The sequence below is a fragment of the Oleiharenicola lentus genome (assembly GCF_051660365.1).
GTDB classification, from domain to species: domain Bacteria; phylum Verrucomicrobiota; class Verrucomicrobiia; order Opitutales; family Opitutaceae; genus Lacunisphaera; species Lacunisphaera lenta_A.
In genome coordinates this window covers 3,274,311-3,292,508 of the sequence record NZ_JBOZXB010000001.1, presented here as the reverse complement: position 1 = coordinate 3,292,508, position 18,198 = coordinate 3,274,311, and the positions used below count along the sequence as shown (strand labels likewise).

Below are 18,198 nucleotides of genomic sequence, written 5' to 3'. Positions count from 1 at the left end.
TTATTCGCGGAGCGTGCGGCCGGTCAGGTGGAGAAACAGCGCTTCAAGCGAAGGCCGTTGCATCGCAAAAAGGCGCGGAGCCAGTCCGTGGCTTTCGACGAGCGTGAAAAACTCGCTCACGCGAAATCCTTCCCTTGCGCGGAAGCGATGCCCGCTCTCGCTTGTGCCGAGATCGCCCTGCGCTTTGATCGCCTCGGCAAATTTCGCCGTCTCCGCCGTGGCCGGAAAACGAATCTCCTCCTCAAACGGCAGCAACGTCAGCAACTCGTCGAGCGCCCCGAGCGCGAGAATTTTTCCGTGATCGATGATGCCGATGCGCGAGCAGAGCCGCGCCGCTTCCTCCATGTAATGCGTCGAATAAATCACAGTGAGTCCCTCGCGATTGAGTTTTTCCAGATGATCAAAAATCGCGTTTCTCGACTGGGGATCGACGCCCACGGTCGGTTCATCGCAGAGCAAAAGTTTCGGGCGATGCATCAGCGCTGCGACGAGATTTAAGCGACGCTGCATGCCGCCGGAAAAATTCTTCACCGCGTCGCGACGCCGTTCGGAAAGCTGCACGGCTGCGAGCGCTTCATTGATCCGCGTGCGCAAATCTGCTCCGCGCAATCCGTAGAGTTCGCCAAAAATCGTCAGGTTCTGTTCCGCGCTGAGATTGGGATACAGCGCAATGTGCTGCGGCACCAAGCCAAGTTCGCGCCGCGTGTCAGCTTCGCGCGCAGAAACAATTTTGCCATTCAGCTTCACGCTGCCCGCGTCGGGATCACGCAGACCGGCGATGAGTGACATGGTCGTGGTTTTACCTGCGCCGTTCGGCCCGAGCAGGCCTAGAAATTCTCCGGCGCGCACTTCGAGCGAGATGTCGGCCACCGCGGTGAATGCGCCGTAACGTTTGGTAAGATGAGTGAGTTCGAGCATGGCGAATGAGGAAAACGATGCGCGCGCGCGGCGGGCGCACGATGCTTTTGCGGCCTCCGAAAGTCATGGTCACAGCATGACTTCGTTTCCGTCCCAGTCGTGGGAAACGCAAATTTCAACTTCGTGAAGAAAGCGCGGCGCGCGATGCGGTTTAAAACACCGCGGATGGTAAATAAAATTTCTTCGCCCTCACAAACAGCGACTTACGCACACGCCTGCAACTTGGCACATCGGCTGCGTGTAGTGTTATCACAACAAGACTTTAACTATGAAAAAGAATTCCCTCTTCCTTCTCGCTAGCATCGCCGCGCTCCTGACCAGCATCAGCTCCGCTCAAGACAACACTTCCGTGGAAGTGATCGAACTCCCAAAGTATGTCGTCACGGCGCCGCGCCAGACGACGGTTGAAAAACAACTTGATCGCAGCCTCGCCACCCTCCGCGCTCAGGCCAGCGCTGAAACACTCGCGAGCGAACTTCCCTACGTGAAGGCCCCGGCGCTTTCCCAAGCGACCCTCGCGCAAGCCGCGAAGGACGCCCAACTGAGCCGCGTCGCGAAAAACTAATTTGTTAGTCGTTCTTTGCTAGTTGTGTGTGTGTTAAAAACCCGTCCTCGCAAGGGGACGGGTTTTTTGTCGCGCAATTTTTCGACACGCGCACGTTTCACTGCATGGCCGTCGACGATTCCGCCGAAGCACCCGTGCCCTTCCCCATCACGGATGAATTGGATTTGCACACGTTCCGTCCTCGGGAAATCGCGAGCTTGTTGGAGGACTATTTTAATGAGTGCCGCGCGCGCCGCATTTATTCGGTGCGCGTAATTCACGGCAAAGGCCTCGGCACGCTTCGCGAAACCGTGCACGCGCAGCTGCGAAAATCTCCCGCGGTGCTTCGCTTCGCGTTGTGCGATGAAACTTCCGGCGGCTGGGGCGCGACCCGGGTTACACTCAAACCGGCAAATTCCACCTGAGCATGCGCGACTTTCACGACGTAAGCGGGGTTTTATACCTCACCACCAATTAAAAACTATGAACCCAATGCACGTGATTGATTATCGGATTAACGGCGACGACATGCAGTTCGTCGAAATCGAGCTCGACCCGAATGAAGCCGTCGTCGCCGAAGCGGGCGCCATGATGTTCATGGACGACGGGATCGCGCTCGAAACCATTTTTGGCGACGGCTCGCCCCCGAGTTCGGGTATCATGGGCGCGCTGCTCGGCGCGGGCAAACGCGTGCTCACGGGCGAATCGCTGTTCATGACGGTGTTTCAAAACCAATCTGCCACGCGTCGCATCGTAGCGTTTGGCGCGCCGTATCCTGGCAAAATTCTCCCTGTGAACCTGCGCGAACTCGGCGGGGAAATCATCGCGCAGAAAAATGCTTTCCTCTGCGCCGCGAAAGGCGTGAGCGTCGGCATCGCGTTTCAAAAACGCCTCGGCGCCGGCCTGTTCGGCGGCGAAGGGTTTATCATGCAACGTCTGCAAGGCGACGGACTCGCCTTCCTTCACGCGAGCGGCACGCTCTACGAACGCGATCTGAAGCCGGGAGAAACGCTCCGCATCGACACGGGCTGTTTGGTGGGGCTGCAAAAATCGGTCGACTATGACATCGAATACGTCGGCGGCATTAAGAATGCGCTTTTCGGTGGCGAAGGTCTGTTCTTCGCCCGCGTGCGCGGTCCGGGCAAAGTGTGGCTGCAATCGTTGCCGTTCTCGCGCCTCGCGAGCCGCATCGTGGCTGCGGCTCCCCAAACCGGTCGCGGCGGCCGCGAAGAAGGCTCCGTCCTCGGCGGCCTCGGTCGCATGCTGGACGGCGATAATCGTTAAGCGATTCGAGAGGTGGGCGTCGGTCTCCGCACCGACGCCTCAGCACGCGCGCAGCCAGTCGCCGGTGCGGAGACCGGCGACCACCTTTGAGCAACATGCCATGCTGATCGGGTTTCACCTCGAACCGCCCATCCATCGCGGTTGCCGCCCGTCACAACGACGGTTGAATTCGTTACCACGAATCGGCAACGTGTGCGCATGGGCACTAAATTCACCTACGCACTCATTCTGACCATCTGCGGCGCGGTAATGCGCCTTGCGCTGTATTTCACCGGCTTTGAAACCGAGAAGCTCGCCACCGGGCAATACTTTCAATGGTTCGGTTTCATTATCATGTTCGTGGTTCTGTGGCTCGGAATCAGCGCGGTGCGCGATGAAACGCCGGAAAAAGGCATGTCCTACGGTCGCGCGCTCGGCACCGGCGTTTTGATTTCCCTCATCTCCGGTGTGCTCAGCGGCATTTATAACTTCCTTCACTTGAAGTTCATTAACACCCAGTTTGCCGATTACCAAATGGCGATTGTCCGCACCCAATGGGAAAAAGCGGGCATGGGTGAAGCGCAAATGGAGCAAGCGGAAGGTTTCACGCGGATGATGATGGGGCCGGTGGTCCAGGCGATTTTCACGCCCATCCTCGTCGTGATTTTCGGCCTGATCGTATCGCTCATTATCGCGGCGTTCGTGAAACGCCCGGCGACAGGCGAAGTGCCGCCGCCGATGTAATTTAAAGAAAACGGGCTGGCGCTTTCACGCCAGCCCGGTCTGCACACACACTGGGCGCGGCCACCTGCCGCGCCTAAATTATTTAGAGCGGACGCCCGGCGGGCTTCGCTTGGAATGCAGGTTCGCCGGTCACGTCGCGATTGATTTTGCTCTTCGCGGGCGCGGGAGGAGCCGGCACAAACTCAGCTTTAAAATCTTCGCCGGCTTCGAAGTTGATCGTCTCGACATCGATTTTCTCGAGGCGCGCGGCGATCTCCGGCGGAAGCTTTTTGCGATCTTCGTCCGTGTTGAGCGGACCGTTGAATTGGACGGTGCCTTTCGCGTCTTTGACCGTGAGCGTGCGCTTGTCGTCTTCCGATTTGATTTCGATCGAGCCGTCGTCGTCCGAATAGGAAATATTGCTCTTCGGCAAATCGACGATTGTGGCGCCCTGGCCGGCGCGACTGCGGATGTGCACGCGCGGGCCGTTGAGGGCGTTGGCGCGCTCGCGACCGATGATGCGCAAGACATCGCGGGCATGATCCGGGCCCATGCCGGGAAAATTGCGCAGCTGCTCGATCCCTTGAAGATTATTCCCTTCGAAGCTGAACGCGTTGCTTGGGAAACCTTGGAAAAACTCTGCCTGGGCGAGCTTCGGCACTTCGCGGGAAGCGAGCTTGGTTTTCAAGACGGTTTCCTTGCCGCCACGCACGACGGTGAGTTTCACCTCGTCGCCGGCGTTTTTGGAGCGCACGAGCGTGCCGAGCTGCGGCATGTTCACGAGGATCTGATCCTCGAACTTCGTGAGCACATCGTCTTCTTTGAGCACGGAGGCCGCAGGGCTGTCTTCCGCGACGCGCGTGATGATGAGGCCCGTTTCGCGCGGAAGGCCCAGTTGCGCCCCGAGCGTGCGGCCGACGTTGGCGGTTTCGACGCCGAGAAACGTGATGGTTTCTTTTTCAACGTTCGCTTCGACGCGACGCGGAGAGTCCTTGTCGAGGCGGCGGATGGTGACTTTCTTTTCTTCTTTCTTGTCTGGTTGCGCCCACACTTGCGGCGTGAGCACGGCCAGCGCGAGGACTGGCAACAGGTAGTTTTTGCAGGATTGCATAGGGGATGGATGGTTTAACGGACTAAAATTAATTCCAGCTGGCGCGGATCACGCGGACTTCGTCGCGCGGCACGCTCCACTTGAGCGAGGAATTGTTGCGCGGATTTTCGAACGTGTAGGTGTCGATGTAGCGGGCGCGAACGCGGCGGGCGTCGGCGTCATCCGTGCGGTTCGCGTAACCTTCGTCTTTGACGTCGTAGAGAACATTCGTCGCCGCGACCGGCTGGTAACGCGACGTGATGTCATTCACGTAGGCATTGGAATCGCGCGCGACCGGCCGGTAGGATTGGGCTTCCCGCGGTGCATCGTTCGACGCCAGTTCGGGCGCGACTCCGGGAGAAATCGTTTCGCTTTGCTTCAAAATCACGACGCCGACCGTCGCCACGAGCGTGAGCGCAGCGGCCATGCCGGCCATGCGCCAGCCGGACCATTTCCATGAACTCAGATTGGTGGCGGACGCATAACGCGGGCGCGGCGGCGGCGCGACGACTTCGGGGATTTCCTCGGCAAGATCGCGCTCCAAGCGGGCGAAAAGTTGCGCCGAGGGCTGGCGCAGACGCAGGCCTTTCAATTCGGCTTCAAGGTCTTTGAATGAGTCATCCATGGGAAACGGGATTTAATTCTTTGCGGAGGGCCGCGAGCGCGTAGCGATAGCGCGAAGCGGCCGTGTTGGCCGGGATGTCCAAGGCGCCGGCAATTTGATCGAAGGTGAGTTCGTTCCAGATCTTGAGGACGAGCACTTCGCGTTGCTCGACGGGAAGTCGCTGCAACGCGGCTTCGATTTCCACGCGACGATCAGCATCTTCACCGAGTTGCGGGGTGAAAAGGGTGTCGCGGCCTTCCAAGCCACCGTCAGCTTTCTCTTCGCGGATCGCGCGGCGGGTTTCGCGACGCGCATGGTCGATGGCCGCGCGGCGGATCGAAGTAATGAGCAAGGCCTGCGGGTCGCCCGGCAGATCGCGTTGGTGGCGCCAATAGCGCACGAAGGCTTCTTGCAGGACATCCTCCGCATCGGCGAGAGAACGCGTCCACTGACGCGCACACAGGAGCAACTTGGGCCCGTAGGCTTCAAACCAGTCTTTCCAAGTGTCGGTTGCATGTGCGGCCTCCATGTGAGGGTTTTTGGGTCGTTTCCTAAAAAGCGTCACGGGCGGCAGGGTTTGTCTAAAATCTGCGCAACCGATGCCAAAACGCAGACATAAAAAGAGGCCGGGAGTGGTTACCCGGCCTCTGTTGCACTATGAACTACTGACTTAAAAAGTCTTAGCGGAGATTGTGTCCGCGATAATCGGCGATGGTGAGGGCAACAATGCCCGCCGCAGCGAGGAAGCCCACAGAGATGGCCACGATATCGACGTTGACCGCGCCTTGGACTACGCTGGTGAAGGCGATAGCACTGACGGCGGCGACTGCGATGATGGCGTTGAGCGTGTTGGTTTTCATGAGAAGAGTAATTTGGTTGTTTGCTTGAGACACCTGTTTTGGTGATGCGCAGAGAATACACCCACTCTTGCAATAGCCAAAATACTTAGTTTCTATAGGAACCATCTGATTTACCTATGGAAATCTACCAATTGCGTTACTTCTTGGCAGTCGCTGAGACACAAAACTTCACCAAAGCCGCCCAACGCAGTTTTATCTCCCAGCCATCGTTGAGTCAGCAGATTTTGAACCTTGAGGAAGAGCTTGGGCAGACGCTTTTTCAACGCCTTGGCCGGAAGGCGATCCTCACGGAAGCGGGCAATGTGTTGCTCGAAAGGACGCGCCGAATCCTCGCCGAAGTTGAGCAAACCATTGGTGAGCTGAAAGCTGCACCGGAGCTCGGACCCAAGGTCACGGTCGGGGCCATCCCGACCGTCGCGCCGTTTTTTCTCCCGGCGGTGCTCGCACACTGTCGCGCCAATGACATTCGCATCAATTTGCACACGCGTGAAGATTTCCGTAACCCGTTGATTGAAGAACTACTTGAGGGAAAATTAGACTGGGCCTTCCTCTCTTCGCCCATCACCGAGCCGCGCTTGCTGGTCGAGAAGCTTTACAGTGAACAACTGCTCCTCGCGATGGGCGCCGACCACCCGCTTGCCAGCGCCGAAAAGATTACGTTCAGCGATCTCAAGGACGAGAATTTCATTCTCCTCGGCGACGGCTCGACGCTTGCGTTGCAAATCAAGCGTTACTGCGGCGAACACGAATTCGAACCGAAGATCGCGCATCGTTGCGGGCAAGTCTCCACCGTCAAAGCCCTGGCCGCCATGGGACTCGGCGTGAGCATCCTGCCGCAAAGCTCGCGCAGCGCCAACGATCCCGCCGGGCTCGTGTTTCGTAAATTCAGCGGTGTCGCCCCGTCACGCGATATTTGCCTCGTGCGGCATCGCCGGCGTCATCCCGGACAGGGCGCCTTGCTTTTCGCCGAAGCCGCACGCGCCGTGGTCGGCCCCGTGCCGACGCAGGCTTCGAAGGCTCCCTTTCAATCTTCCGCCACGAATCCCACGAGCTAGTTGCGCTGGGTTCGTTTCCGTGAATCCTACTCCGCTGCATGTCCGTCACCGTCCAACATCACGCTCTGCCTAAAGGTCGCGAAAACGCGACCCTCGCGGTGCTGTGCGCGGTGCAGTTCACGCACATCCTCGATTTCATGATCATGATGCCGCTCGGCGAGCAGCTCATGCGGATGTTTCAAATCACGCCCGGCCAATTCACTTACCTCGTCGCGTCGTATGGTCTCGCCGCGTCGGTCAGCGGATTCGCCGGCGGTTTCTTTCTGGATCGTTTCGATCGCAAACGCTCCCTGCTTTTTCTCTACGCGGGCTTCGGCATCGCCACCCTCGCCTGCGCGCTCGCGCCGAATCACCACGCGCTCATGGCGGCACGCCTCGCGGCGGGGGCGTTTGGCGGATTGGCGGGCTCGATGGTGGGCGCGATGGTCGGTGATATCATTCCGCCCACACGACGCGGCCGCGCGATGAGCCTGGTCATGGCAGCTTTCCCAATTGCCTCCGTGCTGGGAGTTCCCGCCGGCCTCGTGCTCGCAGGCAAGTTCGGCTGGCACGCGCCTTTTTTCCTGCTGGCGAGCTGCTCAGTCGTGGTGTGGGTCGTGGCTTATTTTTCACTGCCTCCGATCAAAACCGCCGTGCAAAACCACGAGCCGCTGCGGCAGATGAAAGAAATTTTGTCACTCAAAGTGCACCGGCGCGCGTTTTTTGTGAGTATCCCGCTCGTGATGGCCGGCGGCACCTTGATCCCGTTTCTCGCGCCCTCGTTCATCGCGAATCTTGGCCTTGATGAAAAACTCCAACTTCCGATCGCTTACGCCGTCGGCGGGGTCGCCACCGCGATCAGCACGCCGCTGGTGGGCTGGTTGAGCGATCACATGGATCGGCTCCGCTTGCTGGCGATCATGTCCGGGATGGCAGTGATTGTGGTGTTTTTTATCACGCGACTCGGCACTTCGTCCGTGTATGTCGCGGCGACGATGATGGCGCTCTTCATGGTCACGATGTCCGGGCGCTTTGCTCCCGCCATGACGATGATCACCAATGCGGTCGAAGCCCGTTACCGCGGCGGCTTCATGAGCGTAAACGCCGCGCTGCAACAAGCCGCCAGCGGCCTCGCCACCCTGCTCGCCGGATTTTTCATCACGCGCACGTCCACCGGCCATCTCCAAGGCATGACCACCCTCGGCTATTTCTCAGCGGGATTTTTCCTGCTCACCGTCTTGCTCGCCTACGAACTGCGCGCGGTTGCACCGCACGTCGCGACTCCGGCGCCACGCGAGGTCACGCCCGCACCAGTGCCGGAAGCGGCTTTGTAACGCATCATCCGCTACGCGCTTTGTCCAAAGCCGCGACCATGTCAGCACGGGCTGTTTCATAAGCCTGCTTGAGTGGGTCAAATTGGTTGGACTTTGCTTGTTTCAGCGCTTCGAGCTTGGTGGACGCTTCCTTATGCTTTTTGAGGAATTCCGATAACTTCTCTTTGTCCGCCGGTGAGGCGGACAATTGCGCGTCGATTTCTTTTTGGAGCGCATTCAATTCAGTCGAAGCTGCCGAGATATAATCCTGAACGGCTTTTTCATACGGCGTAAGTTCAGCCGCACCATGCGCATACGAGCCAATCCCTGCACAAGCCAACAGCAGCAAAACCACTAATTTTTTGAAATTGTCCATAGTGGTTTAGACGTCCGTGCACAGGAAAGTTCCGCTCCAAAACCTCGTCTATTTTAAGAGGTTGATGCTCCGTCAGTCTTGAATACAGCGACAGCATGCAACCGAACGCCACTTTGCCCAATCCCGCCGTAAAACCAGGCGTTTTGGCGCGCCCTGAGTTGCTCGCGCCCGCCGGTGACTGGGAATGCGCGAAGGCCGCCATCGAGAATGGCGCGGATGCGATTTATTTCGGCCTCGAAAAATTCAACGCCCGCATGCGCGCCAAGAATTTCACAGTCGCCGATTTGCCCGCGCTCATGGAATTCCTCCATCGGCGCGGCGTGCGCGGTTACGTGACGTTCAACACCCTCGTTTTCGCCAACGAGATCGAATCCGCCGCCGAGTATCTCCGCGCAATCATCGCCGCCGGCGTGGATGCGGCGATCGTGCAGGACGTCGGGATTTGCCGGCTCATTCGTCGGATTTCGCCGGACTTTCCGATCCATACGTCGACCCAGATGACGGTGACCAGCGCCGCCGGCGTGGAATTCGCGCGTGAACTCGGCGCGAATCTCGTCGTGCTCGCGCGCGAAAATTCGCTCAAAGAAATCGCCGCGATCCGGGACTCGCAAATGGCGGCGGGCACCTCGATGCCACTGGAAGTATTTGTGCACGGTGCGTTGTGCGTCGCCTACTCCGGCCAATGCCTGACGAGCGAATCGCTCGGCGGTCGCTCCGCGAACCGCGGCGAGTGCGCACAGGCGTGTCGCATGCCTTACGAACTCGTCTCCGACGGGGCCACTGTCGATCTCGGGGACCGACGTTACCTATTGAGCCCGCAGGATCTGTCAGGGCTGAACGTGTTGCCGGACCTCGTGCGCTCGGGCGTGGCTTCGTTGAAGATCGAAGGCCGCCTCAAAAATCCGGAATACGTCGCGAGCATCACGCGGGTGTATCGCCAGGCGCTCGACAAGGTGATGCAAGAAATTTTCGGGCCGACGCCAGTGGCCGAGGATGAAGTGATGACCACGGTGCGTCGCGAATCGCTCTACGATTTGGAAATGGGCTTTTCGCGCGGACTCTACACCGGATGGTTTCGCGGGATTCAAAACCAGGAGCTTGCGCACGCCCGTTTCGGCACAAAGCGCGGTGTTTACCTCGGCCGCGTCACGCAGGTGGGCAACGATTTCGTCACGCTTAAACTCACCGCACCCGCCAAACCGGGTGACGGCATCGTGTTCGACGCCGGTCGCCCCGACGCCAAAGAGGAAGGCGGGCGCATCTACTTCGCCGATCCGCGCAACGGCGAAACGCAGCTGCGCTTCGGGCGCGGCGACATCGATTTCTCCCGCGTCAACGTCGGGGATCGCGTGTGGAAAACCAACGATCCCGAACTCGACCGCCGCGTGCGCCAGACGTTTGAGGGCGACCAGATTCGTTTTCGTCAGGACATTTTGCTCGAAGTCCACGGCGCCGAGGGCACGGCGCTCACCCTGTTTGCGCGCGACGAACAAGGCCACGTGGCCCAAGCGGCGTCGACGATGCCGCTCGCCCGCGCCGAGAAACAACCGCTCACCACCGAACGCCTCACCGACCAACTCGGCCGCCTCGGCGGCACCCCGTTCAAGCTCGGCTCGCTGCAGAATCATCTCGAAGGCGACGTGATTCTCCCGGTGAAAGAACTCAACGAACTGCGGCGCCGTGTCGCGGTGGAACTCGAAGCCCAACGGGCCACGCCGAAACGCTGGCAAATCAATCCTAAGGTAGGGGCGGTTATCCCTAACCGCCCTTCGGAGAGCGTCGATGCAGGGCGGTTAGGGATAACCGCCCCTACCTCGGATCCTGAAATTATTGTGGTCATTCGCGAACTGCACCAGCTCGACGCCGCATGGTCAGCCGGCGCGCGCACGATTTATTGCGAGTTTGAAAACCCAAAACTTTACCGCGACGCCGTCACGCGGTTCCGCGAACTGCGTGGCAGCGATTCAAGCGCTACGATCTGGGTCGCATCGCCGCGCGTCTTCAAACCGGGCGAAGAGTGGATTATCAAACAAGTGCTGTCGTCCGAGGCTGATGGTTACTTGGTGCGCAACTACGATCACTTGAAATGGTTCGCCGACAAACGTCGCCGCGGCGATTTCTCGCTCAACGTCGCCAACCCGCTTACCGCCGATTACTACATTAATCATCACGGTCTCGAGCGCGTCACGGCGTCCTACGATCTCAACATCACGCAACTCGAGGCCCTGCTCGAATCGGCGCCGGGCGCGTGGTTCGACATCACGCTGCACCAGCACATGCCGATGTTTCACATGGAGCATTGCGTGTTCTGCGCATTTCTCTCGTCGGGCAAAGACTACAAAGACTGCGGCCGCCCGTGTGATAAACACCGCGTCGCGTTGCGTGACCGGGTCGGGGCCGAGCATCCGCTGAAAGCCGATGCCGGCTGCCGCAACACCGTCTATAACAGCCGCGCGCAAACCGGCGCCGAATACGCCTCGAAACTCATGGCGCTGGGCGCGCGCAGCTTCCGGGTGGAATTCCTCACGGAAGACGCCGACGAAGTCACGCGCACGGTGAAAAGTTACCAGCAATTGATCAGCGGCCAGCTCAGCGGCTCGAATTTATGGCGGGAGTTGAAACTCATCAACCAGCTCGGCGTGACCCGCGGCCAGATGGAAACCCCCGCGCGCGTGCTGCCGCGTAAGGGCTCGGTTTAAAGTGCCGAAGGACTCACCGCAGATGTTCGCGGCTTAAGCCAAACCGACGATTACCGGGTAACCCCTTAATTTTAGTCGCCTCACTCAAAGCGCCCGCCCTACCGTTCGGGCCACCTTTGCATGAGCGAGCTCCCGAAACCCACTGCCCCCGCCCCACTCCCGAACACTGCCTCCTCGGCGGAGCTCGAAATTAAAGACGCTCGAATTATTTTCGAGCCGATCTGGGCGGATCTCGAATCTCATTTCGGACGCGAACACCTGCGCTTCCCGAAAGAAATCATTTTGCTCGGCGGTGCGCCGGGCGCGGGCAAAGGCACGAACACGGCGTTCATCGCCAAGACGCGCGGCCTCACTTGCGAACCGATCGTGATGAGCTCGCTGCTCGACACCCCGGAGATGAAGCGGATCAAAGACGCCGGCAACATGATCGGCGATCGCGAAGTGCTCGCGGTGCTCTTGCGCCGTTTGCTCCGCGAAGAATATCGCGATGGCGTCATCCTCGACGGCTTCCCGCGCACGAAAGTGCAGGTCGAGTGTTTGAAGATGTTAAACGGACGCATGACGCAGCTCTGGCGCGAGTTTCACGGCACGCCGCTGGCGATTCACTTTCGGCAGCCGGTCATGCAGATCGTCGTGCTTTTCGTCGACGAACGCGAATCGGTCGCACGCCAGCTCAAACGCGGCCAAGAAGTGAAAGCCTACAACGACGAAGTGCGTCGCACCGGTCAGGGTGAATTGCAGGAAGAACGCGTCACCGACTTCGACGAGAAACTCGCCCGCCGCCGCTACCGCGTCTTCAAAGAACAAACGTGGGACGCGCTGCTCTCGCTCAAAAACATTTTCCACTATCACCTCATCAACGCCGAAGGCACGTTGGAGGAGGTCGAGAAAAACATCGTCGTCGAACTCGAATACCAGAGTTCGCTGGAGCTCGATCCCCGCACCTACGCGCGTTTGCGCATGCTGCCACTCGCGAGCGATATCGTCGTGCATGCGCGCCAGGAACTCGTCAAGCGCCTCGACGGCTACGAGCTGAACCATCCGGAAGTTTTCCAACGCGTCGTGACGGTCGTGGAGAAAAAAATGATGCCGATCGTCAAAAGCCACGCGCTTTCCGGTCACGCGAACATCAACAGCGAAGACGCAGTTTTCGACGAACCACCCGCGCTAGCCATGTTGATCGATATTTTTTCGGAGCGCGGTTACCATGCGGTCGTCGACATTCACCGCATCGAAATCCCTGATCACTTTGACGTGCACACCGGCAAGATCACCTGCCGCCTGAAGAAAGTTTATCGCACGATCATTCGTTTCAAAGGCTCGGAAATCCGCCGCGGTTAACCCTTTCTCCCGTCATGCGCTTGAGAGTCATTTCCACCGGCGGCACGATCGACAAAGTCTATTTCGACGCGGCGAGCAGCTACGATGTCGGCGACCCGCAAGTCGAACCGCTCTTCAAGGAAGCCAACGTGACGTTTGAATACGTCATCGAATCGGTCACGCGCAAAGACAGCCTCGCGATGACGGACGCGGATCGTGCGCTCATCCGCGAACGCGTGGAAGTATCGCCAGAAAAACTCATCCTGATCACCCACGGCACCGACACGATGACGGAAACCGCCGCCGCCCTCGCGACGATCAAAGACAAAGTCATTGTCTTCACCGGCTCGATGTTGCCCGCGCGTTTTCGCACCAGCGACGCGTTGTTTAATCTCGGATGTGCCGTCGGCGCGCTACAGGTGTTGCCTGCAGGAATCTACATCGCGATGAACGGGCAGATCGCGCCGGCTCATACTGTCAGAAAGAATCGCGCGGAAAGTCGCTTTGAACCCAAGGCGTGATTCGGCGTAGCGTCACGCTACCCCATGACGCCTTTCCCCCGTTTTCTCCTCGCTGCGCTGTGCGCAGTGTCGTGCGTTTCCATTTTTGCCGCGCCGAACGGCACGCTGGCACCGAAGCCGTTGTTTCGCGACGCGCACTACGACGGCGCCGCCGATCCGGTGGTCGTCTGGAACGCCGCCGCGAAACGCTGGTGGATGTTCTACACGAATCGCCGCGCCAATGTCCCGGGGCTCTCGGGCGTCGCCTGGGTGCACGGCACCCCTATCGGCATTGCTGAATCGGCCGATGGCGCGAACTGGGCGGCGACCGGCGAAGCGAAAATCAACGTGCCCGCAAGCGTGGGCGGGAAAGAGCCAACCTATTGGGCGCCCGAGGTCGTGGTCGCAGACGATGGCACTGCGCACATGTTTCTTACGATCGTGCCGGGAATTTTCGAAGATTGGAAACACCCGCGCAACATCGTGCACCTCACGAGCAAAAATCTGCGCGAATGGGACTATCGCTCGACGCTGGAACTCGCGTCCGACCGCGTGATCGATGCCGGCGTGCACCGCCTCCCTGATGGCACGTGGCGCCTATGGTATAACAACGAGCGCGACGCCAAATCGATTTACTACGCCGACAGCGCGGATCTCTTCACCTGGGTCGAGAAAGGCAAAGTCCGCGGCGTGGGCGAACGACCGGGCGAAGGCCCGTTTGTTTTCAACTGGAAAGGCACAACCTGGATGCTCGTCGATCTGTGGAAAGGTCTCGGCGTTTACCGCAGCGACGACGCGCTGACGTGGAAAGCACAGCCGACCAACCTGCTCGAAGTAGGTGGCAAAGGCCCCGACGACGGGGTCAACGGCGGCCATCCTTGCGTGGTCGTGAGTGGCGACCGCGCATTCCTGTTTTACTTCACGCATCCGGGCCGCGCGGGCACCATCAAGCCGGAAGACAAAGAGTCGCTGGAACTACGGCGCAGCTCGATCCAAGTCGTCGAGCTTTTCGAAAAAGATGGCGTGCTCTCATGTGATCGCGACGTGCCGACCTACGTGAAGTTGTCGCCGCCCAAATAAAACCAATGGAGGCGGGGCCATCAGCCGCGCGGGGCTGATGGCCCCGCGTCCAATGAGAGCGCACATGAAAAAGCCGCTCGCGGTTACGCGGGCGGCTCGAAGATGAAAACTGCTAGGGAAAGAGCGCTTACTGCAGCTTAAACGGCAGGCGCATGAGGCGCGAGTAGGCGCCGCCGAGCACACTGCTCGTCTTCGGCTCCGGCGTGCCTGTATTCAACGTCGCCGCGGGCGTGAAATTACCCAGCACGGCGCAATACTCGTTGTTCACCATCATGCCAATGAGTTCACCGGATTTACTGAACACCAAGTCGCCACGCTTTGGCGAAATTTCCCCGAACAAGCGCGTCACGATCCTATTATCGAGACGCAAGTAGTTTGGGTTCGCTTGGTCGATACGCAGCGCGGTGTCGCCGTATTTTCCGTCATCGGCGCGGACGAGAACTGCCTCAGGAAACTTAAACGGCTCTTTCGCGAGCTGGTAAACTTTTCCACCCAACAAGGCGGTGACGGAGGTATCCACCGGCACGGCGATCAAGCGCGGATCGAGTTGCAGGAACTGCAGCTGATTCACAGGCACATTGATCGCACCGCGATTAAGCTGCCCGGTGACTTGATCGTATTCCGCGGCGGTTTCACTCAACGTAAACGGCGTGTCGCTGATGTGCATGAGGGCGTAAGTGCTCGTGCCATCGCTCACCAACACGGTTTGCGTGTCCTTGCCCTTGGTGTTCGGGCTAAAGATACCCGGACGGCGCGCCACGATGTTCGTCTTCACGCGGTTGTTCAGAAACTCGCTGAAGATAATATTCGGATTCACCGGACGATTGTCGCGGATCTCTTTGCTCAGTTCGCCCGATTTGGCGGCGAGTTGGCCAACGTTTTGTCCCAGCGTCGCGGCTTGCTCCTGAACTTTGGCGCGTTCCACGCGCTCAACCTCGATCTGAGATTTTGCTTCGGTGAGGTTTTGCGTGAGCAAACCTTTTTCCTGCTCGGCCACTTTCACGGCCACATTCAAGCCCTCGATGCGTTGTCGCGCCTCCGCATTCGCGCGCTCCATGCGGGCGAGCTCGGTTTTCTGGCGTTCGGCTTCGGCGCGGCGTTCTTCGAGTTCGCGCTGAAGTTTAGCGAGCTGTTCGCGCGACATCGCGGCTTCTTGCGACGTGGCGCTGAAACGTTGTTCCAATTCCTTCGCGCTGCTTTGCGTCGCGGCGAGCGTGGTTTGGAGCTGGCCCTTCTGTTGCTCGAGATTGGCGAGGTTTTTTTCGCGCTCGGAGAGCGAGCCTTGCGTCGTCGCAAGTTGGCTGGCGAGTTGTTCGCGCGATGTTTTTTCGTCTTCTAGGGAAATGCGCATGAGTTCGACCATGTCAGCATTCACAGCGGGAGCGTTCTGCGCGGAACGCGGTGCAGCCGTCTCTAATTGCGTGTTCTGTGGCTCAGCTTTCTCCCAACGCGTGAGCGCGAGGAGATTGAGCAACATGAAGTCGCACATAATTAATAGGAGCGTCTTATTCATGAGGCAGCGTCCTGTGGGTTGAAGTTAAGCGACACGGGTTTAGGCCGTGACGGTGGCGTGCTGGCTTTCGATGATAAGCTGGCGTTTGTAGGGACGGACGTGGCGGATTTTCACGAGCGCGACACACACGATGCCGAACAAGTTGGACGAATACGCGGCGAGCAAATTGGCGTCGATGAGCCCGAGCACTTGCAACACCAGCGCCGTGGCCGTGCCGGCGATACCAATGTAGAGGCCACTGTCGAAAAGGTTTTCCTCGTTCTCCATGAGCTTGAGCTTAAGCGAAGGCGAGAGCTGTTGCTTCGCGATGTCGGCTATCTTGACTAGACAGATGACATACATGACGACTTGGAGCGCCGCGAACGCGGTGATCGAGAGGATGGTGGAGATGTCCATATGAGTTACGGTGGTTGAAGCTTCAGTTGCGGCGGGCGTGGTGACGCTGCCGATGACAGGAATTGATAATTTGATTTTGTAGTCCGAAACCGGCGCCGCTTTCAGCAGGAAGGGCTCGGAAAAAACGAAGAAAATAAAGGTCAGGATGATCGCGATCGCTCCGCTGCCCATTCGCGGAAAGGCCCCGCGCAAGGTGGACTCGATCGTCTGGAAAAGCCCGGCGTCGATCGCGCGAATCAGGAAGAAGACGCCGATGAGAAACGCCGCGTATTTTAAGAACAACGCGAGTTCCGGATGACGCAGCGCGAAGGACGCACCGAATTCGAAATGCGAAGCGTTATCCGCAACGGGCGCCTGGCGTTGCACGAGTTGAGTCACCGCACCCTGGCCGAATGACAGCGCTTTCTCCAAGCTCTCTGCGCCGGGCTGGCCATACGTGATGAGGTAGCGCGCGACGTTGTCCGCAGACTTCGTCATCAGCGCGGAGGTATAAATTACGGGCAGATGTTCCGGCGCAACCCGCGTGAGGTGCGCAAACTGGCCGACCGTCGCGAGACTTCCCGTCGTGCGGAGCAATTCTGAGAGCTGCACCCAATTCAGGCGTTTGCCGAGCGTGAGAATATCGAGATAAAAATCTTCGAGTTCACCCAGCTGGCCGGATTGCACGGCAGTTTCGGCGAGTGTGCGCACTTCGCGTTGGAGCGAAGCGGAGAGGTGTTCGGTTTGCCAAAGATACGCGGTGAGCAAAACGACCGCGTCGAGCGGCTGGCCGCCCGGCCGATTCGCGGGCACAAAACGCACCGTGCCGGCGACCGCGCCAGTTTTCAAAAGAGTTTGCACCGCGGGCAGGCGCGAGACGGCGAGATAACGGCGGAGATTATCGCGCGCTTGCGCCGTCACCATGAATTGCAACACGGGTTGCGATTCCGACGACGAAGCGGCGTTGCGCCCGACGAGCACGGGTTCGAGCGCGACGTCCCAGCCGCCCCACGGCATCATATCGCGGTGTTGTTTCGCAAAAGAATCGTAGACGCTCGCAAAGGTTTCCGCACCGGGATCGCCGACTTTGCGGGCCGCTTCGAGCGCAAGCGCGGCGGGACCGGGTTTATCGATCGCAAGTAAATCGCTGCCGAATCCAGACACGGTTGGCGTGTCGCGTCCGGCCTCACGCAAGAGCGCAGTGTTGAGCGATTTCACATTCACCGGCATAAGCCAGGCGACCACGAGAAGCCCCAATCCCACGACGAGCCACATCACCCAAAGCGGAGAACGTGAGCCCGAAGCCGAAGACGAAGCAGGCGAATTGATTGATTGAGACATACGGTAAGAGTGCAGATTTTTATTTGCTGCGTGGTTGCGCCGACAAATACCCTGCGCACGTTACCCAAGACCCATGTCCCTCAAAATTGTTCACTTTAACAACCCGATCCTTCGCAAGAAAGGCGCGAAGATAACTGCCTTTACTCCTGCGCTCAAGACGCTTGCGGCGGAAATGGTGGAGACGATGCACGAGGCAAATGGCATCGGACTCGCCGCTCAACAAATCGGTCAGGACATCCAATTGTGTGTGCTCGATCTGCGGAACGCCGATCCTGATTTCGATTGGGAATACGATGGCGCGCATCCGCCGATGGAAATTTTCATGCCGTTGGCGCTGGTGAATCCTGAGGTCACGATCGTCCCGGAACACGAAACGGTTTACGAAGAAGGCTGCCTGTCGTTTCCTGAGATTCGCGGCGACGTAGTGCGGCCGGATGAGATCGCGGTTAAATTTCAAGATCTCGACGGCCACCCGCACCTCATGCGTTGCAATGGTCTGCTCTCGCGCTGCGTGATGCATGAAGTCGACCACTTGAACGGCGTGCTGTTTATCGACCACATGGATAAAGAGACGCTCGCGAGCATCGACGCTGACATTAAAGCGCTGAAAAAAGCTACGCGCGAAGCGGCGAAAAGAGCCTGACG

19 protein-coding genes are annotated in these 18,198 nt (G+C 59.0%); 11 read left to right on the top strand and 8 right to left on the bottom strand.

The genetic code is table 11. The features are described 5' to 3' along the window. Window positions 1-918 (bottom strand): ABC transporter ATP-binding protein, encoded by a 918-nt coding sequence (locus ACRRQW_RS12845; RefSeq protein ID WP_438481864.1) that lies wholly within the window; start codon window positions 916-918, stop codon window positions 1-3. A gap of 268 nt (window positions 919-1,186) precedes the next feature. On the opposite strand from ACRRQW_RS12845, the gene ACRRQW_RS12840 reads away from it, so the two are divergent. The 4 genes from ACRRQW_RS12840 (at window position 1,187) to ACRRQW_RS12825 (ending at window position 3,469) form a co-directional block, all read left to right on the top strand. After that, complete coding sequence (locus ACRRQW_RS12840) at window positions 1,187-1,483, top strand: hypothetical protein (protein WP_438481863.1); 297 nt, start codon at window positions 1,187-1,189, stop codon at window positions 1,481-1,483. Window positions 1,484-1,587: 104 nt separating this feature from the next. After that, window positions 1,588-1,887 carry a Smr/MutS family protein gene (locus ACRRQW_RS12835; protein ID WP_438481862.1) on the top strand — a complete coding sequence of 100 codons (300 nt, stop codon included), beginning with the start codon at window positions 1,588-1,590 and terminating at the stop codon, window positions 1,885-1,887. A gap of 58 nt (window positions 1,888-1,945) precedes the next feature. Next, window positions 1,946-2,746, top strand: coding sequence for a TIGR00266 family protein (locus ACRRQW_RS12830; RefSeq protein ID WP_438481860.1), 801 nt, complete (start codon window positions 1,946-1,948; stop codon window positions 2,744-2,746). A gap of 198 nt (window positions 2,747-2,944) precedes the next feature. Continuing rightward, entirely contained in the window at window positions 2,945-3,469 is a 525-nt protein-coding gene (locus ACRRQW_RS12825) for a DUF4199 domain-containing protein (RefSeq protein ID WP_438481858.1), read from the top strand. An 82-nt stretch (window positions 3,470-3,551) separates the two neighbouring features. Here the strand turns inward: ACRRQW_RS12825 and ACRRQW_RS12820 are convergent, their stop codons facing one another. The 4 genes from ACRRQW_RS12820 to ACRRQW_RS12805 all read right to left on the bottom strand — a co-directional run bounded on the left by ACRRQW_RS12820 (window position 3,552) and on the right by ACRRQW_RS12805 (window position 6,002). Further along, entirely contained in the window at window positions 3,552-4,559 is a 1,008-nt protein-coding gene (locus ACRRQW_RS12820) for a PDZ domain-containing protein (protein WP_438481857.1), read from the bottom strand. A gap of 28 nt (window positions 4,560-4,587) precedes the next feature. Next, the gene (locus ACRRQW_RS12815; protein WP_438481856.1) at window positions 4,588-5,163 is read right to left on the bottom strand and encodes a hypothetical protein; all 576 of its coding nucleotides are present in this window, start codon (window positions 5,161-5,163) and stop codon (window positions 4,588-4,590) included. After that, on the bottom strand, window positions 5,156-5,671 hold the full coding sequence (locus tag ACRRQW_RS12810; RefSeq protein WP_438481854.1) for an RNA polymerase sigma factor: 516 nt from the start codon (window positions 5,669-5,671) through the stop codon (window positions 5,156-5,158). Before ACRRQW_RS12810 ends, ACRRQW_RS12815 begins: the two co-directional genes overlap by 8 nt. Before the next feature lie 151 nt (window positions 5,672-5,822). Next, window positions 5,823-6,002 (bottom strand): hypothetical protein, encoded by a 180-nt coding sequence (locus ACRRQW_RS12805; RefSeq protein WP_438481853.1) that lies wholly within the window; start codon window positions 6,000-6,002, stop codon window positions 5,823-5,825. 116 nt (window positions 6,003-6,118) lie between these two features. Between ACRRQW_RS12805 and ACRRQW_RS12800 the strand changes: the two genes are divergently transcribed. Both ACRRQW_RS12800 and ACRRQW_RS12795 read left to right on the top strand, forming a co-directional pair. Further along, on the top strand, window positions 6,119-7,057 hold the full coding sequence (locus tag ACRRQW_RS12800; RefSeq protein WP_438481852.1) for a LysR family transcriptional regulator: 939 nt from the start codon (window positions 6,119-6,121) through the stop codon (window positions 7,055-7,057). A gap of 38 nt (window positions 7,058-7,095) precedes the next feature. After that, the gene (locus tag ACRRQW_RS12795; protein WP_438481851.1) at window positions 7,096-8,370 is read left to right on the top strand and encodes an MFS transporter; all 1,275 of its coding nucleotides are present in this window, start codon (window positions 7,096-7,098) and stop codon (window positions 8,368-8,370) included. A 4-nt stretch (window positions 8,371-8,374) separates the two neighbouring features. Here ACRRQW_RS12795 and ACRRQW_RS12790 read toward each other — a convergent pair whose 3' ends face one another. Next, window positions 8,375-8,725 (bottom strand): hypothetical protein, encoded by a 351-nt coding sequence (locus ACRRQW_RS12790; RefSeq protein ID WP_438481850.1) that lies wholly within the window; start codon window positions 8,723-8,725, stop codon window positions 8,375-8,377. A 95-nt stretch (window positions 8,726-8,820) separates the two neighbouring features. Here ACRRQW_RS12790 and ACRRQW_RS12785 point away from each other — a divergent pair, with 95 nt between their 5' ends. The 4 genes from ACRRQW_RS12785 (at window position 8,821) to ACRRQW_RS12770 (ending at window position 14,324) form a co-directional block, all read left to right on the top strand. Continuing rightward, a complete protein-coding gene (locus tag ACRRQW_RS12785; protein WP_438481849.1) occupies window positions 8,821-11,424 on the top strand; it encodes a DUF3656 domain-containing U32 family peptidase in 2,604 nt (867 codons plus the stop codon). Between the two features lie 120 nt (window positions 11,425-11,544). Further along, a complete protein-coding gene (locus ACRRQW_RS12780) occupies window positions 11,545-12,765 on the top strand; it encodes a nucleoside monophosphate kinase (protein ID WP_438481848.1) in 1,221 nt (406 codons plus the stop codon). A 14-nt stretch (window positions 12,766-12,779) separates the two neighbouring features. Further along, on the top strand, window positions 12,780-13,265 hold the full coding sequence (locus ACRRQW_RS12775) for an asparaginase domain-containing protein (RefSeq protein WP_438481847.1): 486 nt from the start codon (window positions 12,780-12,782) through the stop codon (window positions 13,263-13,265). A gap of 24 nt (window positions 13,266-13,289) precedes the next feature. After that, window positions 13,290-14,324 (top strand): glycosyl hydrolase, encoded by a 1,035-nt coding sequence (locus tag ACRRQW_RS12770; RefSeq protein WP_438481846.1) that lies wholly within the window; start codon window positions 13,290-13,292, stop codon window positions 14,322-14,324. Between the two features lie 127 nt (window positions 14,325-14,451). Here the strand turns inward: ACRRQW_RS12770 and ACRRQW_RS12765 are convergent, their stop codons facing one another. Next, entirely contained in the window at window positions 14,452-15,837 is a 1,386-nt protein-coding gene (locus ACRRQW_RS12765) for a hypothetical protein (protein WP_438481845.1), read from the bottom strand. 39 nt (window positions 15,838-15,876) lie between these two features. Beyond that, entirely contained in the window at window positions 15,877-17,553 is a 1,677-nt protein-coding gene (locus tag ACRRQW_RS12760) for a hypothetical protein (protein ID WP_438481844.1), read from the bottom strand. Between the two features lie 73 nt (window positions 17,554-17,626). Between ACRRQW_RS12760 and def the strand changes: the two genes are divergently transcribed. After that, complete coding sequence (gene def, locus ACRRQW_RS12755; RefSeq protein ID WP_438481843.1) at window positions 17,627-18,196, top strand: peptide deformylase; 570 nt, start codon at window positions 17,627-17,629, stop codon at window positions 18,194-18,196. Window positions 18,197-18,198 lie beyond the last annotated feature (2 nt).

Excerpts from the sequence above, each read along its gene's own strand:
- ACRRQW_RS12845 (WP_438481864.1), bottom strand. The coding sequence starts at position 918 with ATGCTCGAACTCACTCATCTTACCAAACGTTACGGCGCATTCACCGCG.
- ACRRQW_RS12840 (WP_438481863.1), top strand. The coding sequence starts at position 1,187 with ATGAAAAAGAATTCCCTCTTCCTTCTCGCTAGCATCGCCGCGCTCCTG.
- ACRRQW_RS12835 (WP_438481862.1), top strand. The coding sequence starts at position 1,588 with ATGGCCGTCGACGATTCCGCCGAAGCACCCGTGCCCTTCCCCATCACG.
- ACRRQW_RS12830 (WP_438481860.1), top strand. The coding sequence starts at position 1,946 with ATGAACCCAATGCACGTGATTGATTATCGGATTAACGGCGACGACATG.
- ACRRQW_RS12825 (WP_438481858.1), top strand. The coding sequence starts at position 2,945 with ATGGGCACTAAATTCACCTACGCACTCATTCTGACCATCTGCGGCGCG.
- ACRRQW_RS12820 (WP_438481857.1), bottom strand. The coding sequence starts at position 4,559 with ATGCAATCCTGCAAAAACTACCTGTTGCCAGTCCTCGCGCTGGCCGTG.
- ACRRQW_RS12815 (WP_438481856.1), bottom strand. The coding sequence starts at position 5,163 with ATGGATGACTCATTCAAAGACCTTGAAGCCGAATTGAAAGGCCTGCGT.
- ACRRQW_RS12810 (WP_438481854.1), bottom strand. The coding sequence starts at position 5,671 with ATGGAGGCCGCACATGCAACCGACACTTGGAAAGACTGGTTTGAAGCC.
- ACRRQW_RS12805 (WP_438481853.1), bottom strand. The coding sequence starts at position 6,002 with ATGAAAACCAACACGCTCAACGCCATCATCGCAGTCGCCGCCGTCAGT.
- ACRRQW_RS12800 (WP_438481852.1), top strand. The coding sequence starts at position 6,119 with ATGGAAATCTACCAATTGCGTTACTTCTTGGCAGTCGCTGAGACACAA.
- ACRRQW_RS12795 (WP_438481851.1), top strand. The coding sequence starts at position 7,096 with ATGTCCGTCACCGTCCAACATCACGCTCTGCCTAAAGGTCGCGAAAAC.
- ACRRQW_RS12790 (WP_438481850.1), bottom strand. The coding sequence starts at position 8,725 with ATGGACAATTTCAAAAAATTAGTGGTTTTGCTGCTGTTGGCTTGTGCA.
- ACRRQW_RS12785 (WP_438481849.1), top strand. The coding sequence starts at position 8,821 with ATGCAACCGAACGCCACTTTGCCCAATCCCGCCGTAAAACCAGGCGTT.
- ACRRQW_RS12780 (WP_438481848.1), top strand. The coding sequence starts at position 11,545 with ATGAGCGAGCTCCCGAAACCCACTGCCCCCGCCCCACTCCCGAACACT.
- ACRRQW_RS12775 (WP_438481847.1), top strand. The coding sequence starts at position 12,780 with ATGCGCTTGAGAGTCATTTCCACCGGCGGCACGATCGACAAAGTCTAT.
- ACRRQW_RS12770 (WP_438481846.1), top strand. The coding sequence starts at position 13,290 with ATGACGCCTTTCCCCCGTTTTCTCCTCGCTGCGCTGTGCGCAGTGTCG.
- ACRRQW_RS12765 (WP_438481845.1), bottom strand. The coding sequence starts at position 15,837 with ATGAATAAGACGCTCCTATTAATTATGTGCGACTTCATGTTGCTCAAT.
- ACRRQW_RS12760 (WP_438481844.1), bottom strand. The coding sequence starts at position 17,553 with ATGTCTCAATCAATCAATTCGCCTGCTTCGTCTTCGGCTTCGGGCTCA.
- def (WP_438481843.1), top strand. The coding sequence starts at position 17,627 with ATGTCCCTCAAAATTGTTCACTTTAACAACCCGATCCTTCGCAAGAAA.